Origin of the sequence: Oceanobacillus sp. FSL W8-0428, from assembly GCF_038004405.1 — a bacterium.
GTDB classification, from domain to species: domain Bacteria; phylum Bacillota; class Bacilli; order Bacillales; family Amphibacillaceae; genus Oceanobacillus; species Oceanobacillus sojae.
Genome location: NZ_JBBORB010000001.1, coordinates 160,603 through 172,922 on the forward strand (window position 1 = coordinate 160,603; position 12,320 = coordinate 172,922).

The following is a 12,320-nucleotide window of genomic DNA, read 5'->3' on the forward strand; positions in this document are numbered from 1 at the left end:
ACAACCTAATCAAAATGCAACTTTGTCACGTGCTTGTTGCCAAAATACTATTAGCTTTTTAGAATCTTTTCCGGCAGGAAGCAAAAAGCTGTTTTAATGTTATTCTACACTCGATTATTTCATATAAATAAATATTTAAAATACAAGTTAAATCAATTAATTTCTAATAAAATAGAGATGTATTAGATAAAGAAAAAATTGACTTTTTTTATCTAAATGTCACTTTCTATCATAATGAGGCGAGAAGACTCCCAACCTCAAGGAATGTACAGGATGAACCCCAATAAGTATGTGAGAGCGTAATCGACTTTTTATATTGACGAACATAAGTTCCGTTGTTATAATATAATTGAAGAAAAATTTTAAAAAAATGAACATAGCAGGTTGTAGTGAGTACCGTTGCTTTGCCAGGTGAAATATTCAAGACAAACAGCCAGCCAAGCCATATCTTAACCAATTTAAAATCGAGTTGCCGGTTAAAGTAAGAAAAGATTGGTATTATTAAGGGGGCGTGAACATTGCTACTTTATACTACAGGTAATCTATTATCCGCTGATGTTGAAGCATTAGTAAATACAGTTGGTGTGATGGGTAAAGGAATAGCTCTTCAGTTCAAGCAAGCATTCCCTGCCAATTTTAAAGAGTACAAAAAAGCCTGAAAAACGAGATTTCACCCGGAAAAATGTTTATTGTACCAGTAAATTCACTTAAGAACCCAAAATATATTATTAATTTTCCAACGAAAAGACATTGGCGAAATAAATCAAGGTTAGATGATATTAAAATCGGATTAATGGATTTAAAAAAAGAAATAGAACGTCTAGATTTAAAATCTATTGCCATTCCTCCTTTAGGTTGTGGTAATGGAGGATTAAAATGGGAGGATATCAGACCATTAATTGAATTAAAATTCAAAGATTTAGATGATGTTCAAATTCAAATCTATGAGCCCGGTAGCCCTCCACAACCTGATCAAATGAAGATTGGTACGTCCAAACCTAAAATGACAAAATCAAGAGCTCTTTTTTTAGCCGCTATGAAGGAATACACTGTTCCTGGCTACAAATTATCACTGTTAGAGATTCAAAAAATCGGATATTTTTTGCAAGCGCTTGGTGAACCACTTCGATTAAATTATGTAAAATATTACTATGGTCCATATGCAGAAAACCTAAATCATGTCTTGTAGAGAATGGAAGGCCATTATATAAGAGGTTATGGGGACAGAAGTAAAAATGCTCAAATTTACTTGATTAATAATGCGAGTCAACAAGCATTTGATTTTTTAAATTCAGATACTGATGCATTAAAAACATTAGAGAAAGTAAAAAAATTAATTAGTGGTTTTGAAACTCCTTATGGAATGGAATTATTAGCAAGTGTACATTGGGCAGTCAACGAACATCCTGAACTTTCAAGTGATCCTGATAAAATAGTTAAATTTGTCCACAATTGGAACCAACGTAAGAAAAAACTATTCAGTGAAGATCACATCAAAGTTGCAGTGGAGCATATAAAAATATATTGTTGATTTTAAAATATAATTAATTCTAAGAAATTTTTCAAAGTTAATCGAATCTTTAGGCATGAACTCAGATAAAAACTGGGATCATGCCTTTTTATTTTAAAAAATTCTACAATAAGACATTTTCAATATTTTTATTATATCCTAACATCCTTTCATAGAAAAAATCCTCCGTACAGCATTGCTCCACCAATAACAAAGGCCGGATGCACCTGCTTGACCTCTATCAGGTAAAAACTGAACAGAACAATTATTGCAGTCTGCAATAAGCCAATACTCACATACGCTTCCGTCCAAAAATTCCAGGCAATCACTCCCAGCAGTACAGCAATGACAGGCTGTACAAACACAGTCAGTCTATGCACACGTTTGGACTTTTTATATTTAAGTAAAATTCCTCCTAGTACAATCATTAAAATTAAAGAAGGAGCAACCGTAGCAAAAATTCCGATAAAGGAACCCAGCACACCGCCCAGTTCATAACCGACATATCCTGCCATTTTCGTCGCAATTGGTCCCGGTAAGGAATTAGCAAATGCCAGTACTTCCCCAAACTCCTGCACAGACATCCATCCATAATTACGTACAACTTCATTCTCTACTAAGGATATAGACGCTGGTCCGCCACCATATCCAAGAATACCAGGAAGAAAGAAGGCAACAAAAATATCCCAAAAAATCATGAGCGTTCACCCTCCTCCTCTTTCTTCTTTACTGGAAGAGCAAATGCAATAATTAAGAGAATGCCAATCACGATTCCCGGATGAATATGCAGGATATTTAAAACAATAAAAATAACAGCAAGCATAATTGAAGCAGTCAACCAGCCCAGTCCCTTCCCGGCTTTATATAAAAATTGCCAGGTAAGGACTGCCATCATCATACCGACAACAGCCACAACAGCAGCTGTCATACCTTTGACCCAATCAAATTCACGAACCTCCGATAAGGTTCTTAATAAAATTATAATCAATAAAACGGTTGGAATAACAGAAGCAATTAACGCATTCAGCATACCAATCCAGCCTGATACGCGATAACCGATATAGCCTGCCAGTTTTGTAGCTATTGGCCCCGGCAAAGTATTGCTGATCGACAGCATATCAATAAATTCGTCCTCATCCATCCATTTATATTTTTCTACAGCTTCCTTCCGCATTAATGGAATGGAGGCAGGTCCGCCACCGAAGCCCAGCATTCCCACCCGGAAGAATGCAATAAAAATATCCCATTGCTTTTTCATGAATATAACCCTTCTCTACATCTTTTTTCATCTACCATACAGCAATATGACCATCTGCCCGTGACTCTGTCCCTCCGGCAAGCACGCCTGTTTTCGGATCACGCCAGATAATTTGTCCGCGTCCAAAGCTGTTCGGCTCCAGCTGTATTTGGATATCATGCCCTTTTTGCCGCAATTCTTGAGCAATTGTATATGAAAACCGGTTCTCAACCTCTATCTTTTTCTCCTTCATCCATTGCCATCTTGGTGCATCTAAAGCGGCTTGCGGATGAAGTCCAAAATCGATGGTATTCATAATAACCTGCATATGACCCTGCGGCTGCATAAATCCTCCCATCACACCAAATGGACCAACCCCTTCATTATTCTTTGTAACGAAGCCGGGAATAATCGTATGATACGTTTTTTTACCTCCTGCCAGTACATTGACATGATTCTCATCCATCGAGAAATCAAAGCCTCGATTTTGCATGGCAATGCCTGTACCGGGAACAACAATGCCTGAACCGAAGCCCATATAATTACTTTGGATAAAGGAGACCATATTTCCTTCCTCATCCGCTGTGGCTAAATAGACTGTTCCACTGCCTGAAGGCTCGCCCGCTTCAGGAAGAATCGCTTCTTCACCAATAAGCGCTCTTCTCTGAGCTGTATATTGCCCGCTCAACAGCTGCTTTGTTGTATAACGCATCTTCGCTTCCTCAGTAATATGCTGCTTCCCATCTTCAAAGGCCAGCTTGATCGCTTCCATTTGCTTATGATATGTATCTACTGATTCTTTTGTTGTAAATTCAAATCCTTGTAAAATATTCAATGCCTCCAGCGCAATAATCCCCTGCCCATTTGGAGGAATCTCCCATATATCATAGCCACGGTAATTTACTTTTATCGGCTCCACCCATTCTGTTTCGCATTTTTCTAAATCTGACTTCGTTAAAAATCCACCCGCTTCTTTAGAAGCTTGTGCTATTTTTTCAGCCAGCTCTCCTTCATAAAATGACCTTGCACCGGTTTCTGCAATTTCTTCCAGCGTTGCCGCATGGTCGGCTGATTTCCAGATCTCTCCTACTTTTGGAGGTCTGCCATTTGGAGCAAAGGTTTCAAACCAGGCTGTAAAATCATGTCCTTCTTCCTTTTTATACATCTGATATGCCCTTTTCCAAAAGCGGGCCAGTATCGGTGAAACCGGAAATCCTTCACGGGCATAACGAATAGCCGGCTGCAGTGTTTCTTTTAATGATAACTTGCCGAAACGTTCGGATAATTCAGCCCATGCTTTTGGTATACCAGGAACCGTAACAGGAATCCATCCGAATTTTGGAATTGCATCATGTCCTTTTTCTTTTACTGCTTCTATAGAAATACTCTCCGGGGATCTTCCGCTGCCATTTAATCCATGTAATTTCCCTTTTGTCCATACAAGTGCAAAGGCATCTCCGCCAATTCCGTTTGAAGTGGGCTCTACAACTGTTAAAGAAGCAGCTGTCGCAATAGCAGCGTCAATGGCATTTCCTCCCTTTTTCAGAATTTCCAAACCTGCTTCTGCCGCCAAAGGCTGTGTTGTAGCCACCATTCCTTTTCTTGCGTATACAGATTCTCTTGCAATTGCATAAGGATTAAATTTATTATGTATATGCTCCATCTGCTCATCCTTTCAGAGGTATTTTATTTTTTGCGGAAAAACAGTATATTCCGTCAAATAAACATGGAATATGTTTTACTCTAGTATCCTTATAGTCTATCATATTTGTTCTTGAATCTGTATGTGTTCTTGCCAGACTGTACATTTCTTCTATTAATTATATAAAAAAAGACCCTCCCTACCTTTTTAATAGGAAAAGTCTTTTGGAATACTCTAATTACCTGCGAGGAAAAGTCCAAGCTGTGCTAATAAAGCACTGCACACATAAGTACCTGCAAAAACAAATACAGCTACAATCGCGACTTTCCAGGATGTTTTCCGCAAATCAACAAGGCGATTCGCTACAGAAATTCCGGCAACGGTCAAAATCGGTGTTGTAATTGCCAGAAAATCGACAGCCTGAATTGCTTCGACAAAAAAGTCTGAGACCAGACACAGACTTAAAGAAGTGATGGATACCCAGCCTAAAATCGGGAAATCACGAATGACCTTAATAGGAACCAATTTCATTAAATCGGCAATAATAACACCGATAAATGAAAATAACCAAAGGATGCCTAAACCAACGAAGGTCATTGATGTAATTGGTGTAGAGTCTGGATTCTTGATCAGCTTAATTTCTTGTGCGAATAAAATTAATGCTACACTTAATAACAGTACTAAAGCATAACGGACATAACGGCGCATTGTCGGGCTCATTTTTTGTCACCTCTAACTAAAAACTTATACATAAACTGCTGTAATGGTGCTGCGAGAAATACCATGGTAAATGTCCCGATAAAACTCGTTAATAGCTGACTGGCTGAAGCATAGGCTAAAATCGTACTCTCCATTTCTGGAACTCTCGCAACCAATGTTGCAGATGCAGCACTCATCATACTTCCAGACCCTACCCCGGATGCCATCGCCAGTGCTTCGACCCGAAACCCGAAATCTAGTAAAATAGGTGCAAAAATACTAAAGAACATCGTTCCAAACAACGTACCGATAACATAGAGCGAGATAACTCCCCGCCCTTCAGGAGATTCCAGTGTATATTTTTCTGAAATATAAGCGAGCTCTCCTTCTCTTCCTATTCCTAATGTTGCCCCGATTGCTTCACGGCGCAGACCGATTAATATTGCTATCGGCAGTCCGATAAGAACAGTACCAAGGTTACCAATTTCCTGAATGATAAACACCCAGCCAACCTGCAGAATTTCCCGAATCTGCGGTGCCACATCTGATCCATATCTGGCCATTAATGGCAGCATAATAAAAATTAAGTATTTACTGGCGAAATCAACATTCTTCTTACTATAAATCTTTTTGAGAATACCTTTCCTTAAGAACGGCAAAGCAAGAATCATAGCAATCGCAATTGCAAATACTAACGGCAGCATGGAAATATTCATGGATCCTATCGAAAAGGTCTGAATCCCAATCAATTCAGCTGCTGCAATTACCGCCAATACAAAAACTAAAAAATAAACAAAGTTTTTAACCATATATATTCCTCAATTCCTAAATGTAATTAGTTGGTTTAATCAACAATCTGGTTAATGACAGAAAGATATTCCGAATAAGAACGCTTGTACAATTTTTCCTTATCTACATTTTTATCTATATTTTCTAATACTTCCGCAACAAATTCCGGAAAGATACGATAGATAAATTCAGGATCTACATCAATAAAATCATCACCATGAATTGTTCCAGTAAAGCCGCTGTAGCCAATTTGAATACATGGAATCATATAGGACAAATCACCAATATCTCCAGCTGCGCTAATAAAACTATCATCATCGATTTCGTCAATTTCTGAAAAGTCTTTAAAAACAGCTTGTACGAAGCTTGATAGATATCTGTCCTGGATAAAAGGCAGGTATCCCATTTGCGTATGTGCTGCTACTTCTCCTTGTAAAGCAATGGCACTTCCTCTAGCTGCATCATCCAGCTTTGCTGCTGCTTCTTTTAAATAATCGACTGTTTTGGTCCGGAGATCTGTTCCAACCGTAATTTCATTTGGAATAACATTGGTAGACATATCCGATCCCATCACAATCGGATTAATACGCACATGCTCCTTCTCATCCAGCTGCTGTCTCATTAAACCAACTGCTGTATTAAAAACCGTTGACATGCTGTATGCATTCTTGCTGGAAAATGGATCAAACCCGGCATGTGTCGCTTTACCTTTAAAGGTATACTTCTTATAAAGGAAACCGGCTAAATCACAATTCACATTCACTGTTCTATTATCAAATTCACCGCCAATGGCATGGACACAAACAGCTAAATCAATATCATCAAACAAACCAAGCTTCATCGCTTCTGGCTTCCCGCCGTAGTGGGTGATCGTTCCCTGTTCAATTAAGCCATCACGATAAGCTAGATCTAAATATTCTTCCGCCGGGACAAAGACAAAGGTTATTCTATTCTTCCAATTTTGGCTGGCATTCGTTTTCACATAATAACGGTAAACAGCAAGTGCAATTGCCAACTGCGTATAATGTCCGCAATTATGTGCCGCCCCTGTTTCTTTATCTGCGTACATATGCGATGGAGCATACACTGCATCCAGCTCGGCAATAAACGCAATATGTGTATCCCCATCTTCTGGACCTAATGTGGTCTTGAAGCCTGTAGTACTAAAATGCTCCATCTCAACATCTGGATTAACTTCCTTCAAAAAGCGGATAACATTTTCTTTTGTCCGCTGCTCTTTATAGCCCAGCTCTGGATGATGATAAATATCCTCCGCAAAGTCTTTTATCTGCTGATACTGCTCCTTAAAAAACATAATGGATTCTGAACGCTCCTTTTTCAACCTATTAAAGTGTTAAAGCATGATAATATCTTACCATTCGACAAATTTCACGTCAATACAGCTTTTTCTAAGTTTTTAGATATTTGCTAAATTAAATATAATAGCTGCTGCTATAACGCATTTCACAAGTTGAATTATCGCAGCCTAGGAAAATACCACATCAGGACTTAAAGCAAAAAAGTATGATATCAAGATATAAATTCCCCTTGACATCATACGCTTCCTTTATTACTCTATTTCATCTGTTTTGAAACAGTTACTCTACTCACTAACCTCTATATCATATTTCCTCAGCCAATAATCAATCTGGCAGAGATGGGCGATTAATTGCGGACCTCGCATCAACTGACCATACCATGGATCTTTAAACTCTTTCCCGGCGCTCTCCACAATTTTTTCTACTTTATCTTTCTTCAAAAATTCAAAAATTCTTGCTTCTGAATCTGTTAAGATTTTCCGCATCCATTGAGATACCTGCTCTGTATATTCCGGTTGGAAGGTTCTTGGATAAGGGCTCTTCTTCCGGTAAAGCACCTCCTGCGGCAAAATCCCTTCCATCGCCTTCCGCAAAATACCCTTCTCCCTGCCATTCGCCATCTTCATTTCCCATGGAATATTCCAAACATACTCAACAAGATGATGATCAGCATACGGAACACGTACCTCCAGCCCTGCTCCCATGCTCATTCGATCTTTTCTATCCAACAGCTGGGACATAAACCATTGTATATTTAAATAAAACAATTCTCTCCGCTTCGCATCAACATTGCTTTCTCCATCCAGACGAGGTGTTTCCGCTATCGTTGCCTGATATCTTTCCCGCACATAATCCTCAATCTTTAATTTACTTTGCCAATCATCATGCAGTAAATCAATTCTTCCATCTAAAGAGCGTATCCATGGAAAGCTGTCACCAGCCGCTTCCGGATCATGGAACCAGGGATAGCCGCCGAATATTTCATCTGCACATTCTCCTGACAATGCCACTGTTGTATGTTTTTTTATATTCCTACAAAGCCAGAGTAAAGAAGAATCAATATCTGCCTGACCTGGCTGGTCTCTTACCTCTACCGCTTCCCTCAATAAAGAAGCAAGCTCTACTCCTGTAATAATTTCTTCATGATGGTCCGTTGAGAAGGCCTCCACCATTTTCTCAATCCATTCTTGGTCACTGGAGGGTTGAAATTTACTCACTTGAAAATACGACTTATTTCCTTGATAATCCAGCGAGAAGGTAGGTAAAGCGCCTAGATCGTTGTCTCTGTAATGGTTTGCGGCTATTGCTGTAATAGCACTGGAATCTAAACCACCTGATAGAAAGGTAGATACAGGAACATCTGATACCAGCTGTCTCTCTATCGAATCAATAAACAGTGTCCGTACTTTTTCTGCTGTCTCCTCCAGAGAATCTTTATGCTCTTTACTTACTAGATTCCAGTACCGCCAGACCCTTAACCCTGCTTTTGTCACTGTCATCGCATGTCCGGCTCTTAACTCATCGACATCCTTAAATAGTCCATGCCCAGGTGTTCTTGATGGTCCCAGACCAAAAATCTCAGAAAGGCCGGTCCGGTCAATATGGCTTGTTATCTGCGGATGAGCCAGGAGTGCCTTGATTTCAGATCCAAACACAAATGTTTTCCCCTTTTCACTATAAAAAAGCGGCTTTACTCCTAAGCGATCTCGTGCAATAAACAGCTTCTCTGACGCATCATCCCAAATAGCAAATGCAAAAATACCATTTAAATGATCAACACAGTCTTCCTTCCACTCCATATAACTTGTTAGAAGCACCTCTGTATCTGAGGATGTAGTAAATGTATAACCTCGCTGCATTAAGCTTTTACGCAATTCCTCTGTATTATAAAGCTCTCCATTATAACAGATAACGTATTTCTTATGTTCCGTTTCTTTCAGCATTGGCTGCTTCCCGCCTTCTAAATCTATAACAGAAAGACGTTTATGCCCGAATCCAACATGGCCTTCCAGCCAATAACCCGTTGCATCTGGACCGCGCAAAGATAATGTATTTGTCATCTTTTCTATTATTTCCCGCTCGTCACTTGCCCGTTTATCCCAGCTGATAAATCCAGTAATTCCACACAAATCTCATCATCCTCTCTGGCAACCTATCCAGCTCCTCATTAGCCTATGCTCTTTTGGGCGTGTTTGTGAGGATTTTTTGAGAAAACCGCTGCACTTATACTATTACAAAGTTGATCCTTTCTAACTACAAAGTAAAAAGACCATCTAAATGGATGATCTTTTATTTATAACCTATTTTTCTTTTATAGTGATACCTTCTGAACCGCCAATAATAATAGTGTCAGCCATATCAATAAATAACCCTGTTTCCACCACTCCGACAATTGATTGTAATTTCCGGTCTAAATCTGCAGGATCCTTTATCTTTTCAAATGAACAATCCACGATATAATTTCCATTGTCTGTGATAAGTGGCTCTCCATCCTTCAATCGAAGTACTGGAGTGCAGCCCAGCTTCTCTATTTCATAGGCTGTACGTTCCCAGGCAAACTGCAGAATTTCTACCGGCAATGCAAATGCCCCTAAATGCTCTACCATTTTTGAATCATCCACAATAATAACTAGCTTCTTTGCAGCCTGAGCAATAATTTTTTCCCTGAATAAAGCTGCTCCGCCGCCCTTGATTAACTGAAAATCCGGATCTACCTCATCTGATCCGTCAATCGTAATATCCAATTCCTTTGTTGTTGCAAAATCTGTCAAAGGGACACCAAATTCTTTGGCCCATTCTCCTGTCAGAATAGAGGATGGAATTCCTTCTATATCTAAGCCTTCCTGTTTTACTCTTTCACCTAAAGCGCGTACGAACCAATATACTGTTGAACCGAACCCTATACCTACTTTCATACCGTCCTCTACTAATAATGCGGCTTTTTCACCTACTGCTTTTTTTAGTTGATCTTGTGTGTTCACGATGAATTCCTCCTGAATGAAGTTTTCTTTTATGTATCCGTATCCATTATAGCGTATATGAAGGTTTTTAGAAATGGACGATTATTGGATATTTATTAGTTCTTTAACTTTTACACAATGAAACACATATATAAAGTGAAGTATCCATCTACAGGTAATTTTACGTTCCTCTCATGATTAATACTTAACTGACAAAAAAGAATGCCCCTAAGGACATTCTTCTTACTGAATATTATTCAGGAAGTACTGGATCTTCCTGTGTAACACCAACTTCTTGCCATTCACTCCAGTCTAGAGCTGCAGAATAGCCTGTTACACGCTCGTTTACCGGCGTAAGAGCAGCACGATAAACTGTTGGGAATACAGGAATATCTTGAACCATTAATTCTTGCCATTCCTTATAAACCTCTTGACGGTGTTCAACTTCAAAGGATTCTTCTGAGTTACCCTCAGCGATTAAACGATCATTTTCTTCGCTTGAGTAACGAGAATAGTTAAACGGTGCTTCTTTACCATATAGACCGGATGGATCTACATCAGAGCCAGTGCTCCATGCAGCTTGATAAATATCAATATCTGGATCATCCGCTTCTACACGATCATAGAAAGCATTAAATTCATGCAGACGGCCATCTAATAACTCTACTTTTAATCCTACTGCTTCCCAAGCCTGGATATAGTAGTTTGCAATTGGTTCAGCAGTGTCTCCGCCTTCCATAGATGCAAAGTTAATTACTAATTCTTCTCCATCTGGATTTTCACGGATGCCATCACCATCAACATCTTCATAACCAGCTTCGTCTAAAATTCTGTTTGCTTCATCTGGATCATACGTAGGAGCTTCTACTTCATCATTATAGAAATCTGGATATGCCGGACCAATCAATGTTGTTGCATTCCAGCGTAATCCATTATAGAATCTTTCCCCTACTGCATTATTATCTACTGCATGCCACATTGCTCTTCTCAGCTCTACATCAGCCATTTTTGCATCAGGATCTGTTACAACTTCACTGCTGTCTGCATCCCAATGACCCAATTTAAAACCAATATACGTGTATGCATTATCAATAACTCCTAAGAACTCAACATTTGTTAAAGATTCCTCTACATCAGGATATTGATCTGTCGGGAATCCGCCGCCAGCTATATCAATTTCACCAGATTCTAAAGCCTGAACAACTGTTTCTGGGCTGACTACAGTTAATGTAACTCCGTCAAGTTTGGGAGCACCCTTCCAGTAATCTTCATTCGCTGTATAAGTTACAGACTCCCCAGGAACAACAGATTCAACTTTAAATGGCCCCATGCCGATTGGATTTTGACGAACTTCAGCTGACTCTTCCATTTCAGCAATCGGAATATCTTCAAAAATATGCTTCGGTGTAGCATAAGCCCAAATACCGCCAGCTAATAAAGATGGCCAAGCCTCTTTATAGCTAATTTCTAACGTTTTATCATCAATAACTTCAATACCCGAAATTGTATCTGCATCTCCAGAATGGTACTCATCCATTCCTTCTATGTTACGAAAACTTGCATCATAACGGATACCAGTATAATCTGGATGACCAATAATTTCATAAGAGTATAACCAGTCTTCTGCTGTTACAGGTTCACCATCATGCCAGTTTACATTGTCACCAATAGTAAATGTAAATGTTCTATTATCTTCACTTGTTTCAAATGTTGCTGCACCATCTTGAGTATAAGTGAAGTTTTCATCTGCACTCAATAATGATTCATCAAAAAATTGGATAACATGTGCATCTGGATTACCTTGATAAAAATTCCAGTTTAAAATCCCTTCAAATACTGAGGAGTTAACTAAACCATAATTTAATGTACCTCCATCAATCGCCTCTCCAGCATCGGTCTTAGCAGCTGGAAAATCATCAATGGAATAAATACCATCTTCTGATCCGCCTTCACCTTCGTCTGTCCCTTCTTCAGTACCATCATCTGACCCGCCTTCACCCTCAGCGTTATCATCTGATCCACTACTACAAGCAGCCAATACTAAAATAAGCATTAACATCATTGCCAGTAATAACTTCGATAAGCTTGCTTTCTTCATACCTTGAACCTCCCCTTATATTTGTTTATTATGCCGGTTACAAGTTCCCGGCTATCTATACTCCAC

12 protein-coding genes are annotated in these 12,320 nt (G+C 39.1%); 3 read left to right on the forward strand and 9 right to left on the reverse strand.

What is annotated here, in order from left to right; translation table 11 throughout:
- Positions 1–518 precede the first annotated feature (518 nt).
- From MKY30_RS00720 to MKY30_RS00730, 3 genes are read left to right on the forward strand one after another with little or no spacing between them, the layout of a single operon-like run.
- Positions 519–659, forward strand: a complete 141-nt coding sequence (locus tag MKY30_RS00720) for a hypothetical protein (RefSeq protein WP_341082530.1) — start codon at positions 519–521, stop codon at positions 657–659.
- Positions 660–682: 23 nt separating this feature from the next.
- Positions 683–1,189 carry a macro domain-containing protein gene (locus tag MKY30_RS00725; protein ID WP_341082532.1) on the forward strand — a complete coding sequence of 169 codons (507 nt, stop codon included), beginning with the start codon at positions 683–685 and terminating at the stop codon, positions 1,187–1,189.
- A 3-nt stretch (positions 1,190–1,192) separates the two neighbouring features.
- Entirely contained in the window at positions 1,193–1,531 is a 339-nt protein-coding gene (locus tag MKY30_RS00730; RefSeq protein ID WP_341082534.1) for a hypothetical protein, read from the forward strand.
- A 149-nt stretch (positions 1,532–1,680) separates the two neighbouring features.
- On the opposite strand, the gene MKY30_RS00735 is transcribed toward MKY30_RS00730, so the two are convergent.
- From MKY30_RS00735 to opp4A, 9 genes are all read right to left on the reverse strand, one after another.
- On the reverse strand, positions 1,681–2,208 hold the full coding sequence (locus MKY30_RS00735; RefSeq protein WP_341082535.1) for a chromate transporter: 528 nt from the start codon (positions 2,206–2,208) through the stop codon (positions 1,681–1,683).
- A complete protein-coding gene (locus MKY30_RS00740) occupies positions 2,205–2,768 on the reverse strand; it encodes a chromate transporter (RefSeq protein ID WP_147210586.1) in 564 nt (187 codons plus the stop codon). The genes MKY30_RS00735 and MKY30_RS00740 overlap by 4 nt, the downstream gene beginning before the upstream one ends.
- 31 nt (positions 2,769–2,799) lie before the next feature.
- Positions 2,800–4,410: a gamma-glutamyltransferase family protein gene (locus MKY30_RS00745; protein ID WP_147210587.1), complete on the reverse strand. Its 1,611-nt coding sequence runs from the start codon at positions 4,408–4,410 to the stop codon at positions 2,800–2,802.
- Positions 4,411–4,623: 213 nt separating this feature from the next.
- Complete coding sequence (locus MKY30_RS00750) at positions 4,624–5,109, reverse strand: DUF751 domain-containing protein (RefSeq protein ID WP_147210588.1); 486 nt, start codon at positions 5,107–5,109, stop codon at positions 4,624–4,626.
- Positions 5,106–5,897 carry a DUF3100 domain-containing protein gene (locus MKY30_RS00755; RefSeq protein ID WP_147210589.1) on the reverse strand — a complete coding sequence of 264 codons (792 nt, stop codon included), beginning with the start codon at positions 5,895–5,897 and terminating at the stop codon, positions 5,106–5,108. Before MKY30_RS00755 ends, MKY30_RS00750 begins: the two co-directional genes overlap by 4 nt.
- 35 nt (positions 5,898–5,932) lie before the next feature.
- On the reverse strand, positions 5,933–7,192 hold the full coding sequence (locus MKY30_RS00760; RefSeq protein WP_341082537.1) for a M20/M25/M40 family metallo-hydrolase: 1,260 nt from the start codon (positions 7,190–7,192) through the stop codon (positions 5,933–5,935).
- Between the two features lie 288 nt (positions 7,193–7,480).
- Complete coding sequence (asnB, locus tag MKY30_RS00765; protein WP_341082538.1) at positions 7,481–9,325, reverse strand: asparagine synthase (glutamine-hydrolyzing); 1,845 nt, start codon at positions 9,323–9,325, stop codon at positions 7,481–7,483.
- A gap of 171 nt (positions 9,326–9,496) precedes the next feature.
- Positions 9,497–10,177, reverse strand: a complete 681-nt coding sequence (gene rpiA / locus MKY30_RS00770) for a ribose-5-phosphate isomerase RpiA (RefSeq protein ID WP_339282779.1) — start codon at positions 10,175–10,177, stop codon at positions 9,497–9,499.
- Positions 10,178–10,409: 232 nt separating this feature from the next.
- Positions 10,410–12,254: an oligopeptide ABC transporter substrate-binding protein gene (gene opp4A, locus MKY30_RS00775; RefSeq protein ID WP_341082539.1), complete on the reverse strand. Its 1,845-nt coding sequence runs from the start codon at positions 12,252–12,254 to the stop codon at positions 10,410–10,412.
- Between the last annotated feature and the right edge of the window lie 66 nt (positions 12,255–12,320).

What these genes read in the sequence shown, in the direction of transcription:
- MKY30_RS00725 (WP_341082532.1), top strand. Translation starts at nt 683, where the DNA reads ATGTTTATTGTACCAGTAAATTCACTTAAGAACCCAAAATATATTATT.
- MKY30_RS00730 (WP_341082534.1), top strand. Translation starts at nt 1,193, where the DNA reads ATGGAAGGCCATTATATAAGAGGTTATGGGGACAGAAGTAAAAATGCT.
- MKY30_RS00735 (WP_341082535.1), bottom strand. Translation starts at nt 2,208, where the DNA reads ATGATTTTTTGGGATATTTTTGTTGCCTTCTTTCTTCCTGGTATTCTT.
- MKY30_RS00740 (WP_147210586.1), bottom strand. Translation starts at nt 2,768, where the DNA reads ATGAAAAAGCAATGGGATATTTTTATTGCATTCTTCCGGGTGGGAATG.
- MKY30_RS00745 (WP_147210587.1), bottom strand. Translation starts at nt 4,410, where the DNA reads ATGGAGCATATACATAATAAATTTAATCCTTATGCAATTGCAAGAGAA.
- MKY30_RS00750 (WP_147210588.1), bottom strand. Translation starts at nt 5,109, where the DNA reads ATGAGCCCGACAATGCGCCGTTATGTCCGTTATGCTTTAGTACTGTTA.
- MKY30_RS00755 (WP_147210589.1), bottom strand. Translation starts at nt 5,897, where the DNA reads ATGGTTAAAAACTTTGTTTATTTTTTAGTTTTTGTATTGGCGGTAATT.
- MKY30_RS00760 (WP_341082537.1), bottom strand. Translation starts at nt 7,192, where the DNA reads ATGTTTTTTAAGGAGCAGTATCAGCAGATAAAAGACTTTGCGGAGGAT.
- opp4A (WP_341082539.1), bottom strand. Translation starts at nt 12,254, where the DNA reads ATGAAGAAAGCAAGCTTATCGAAGTTATTACTGGCAATGATGTTAATG.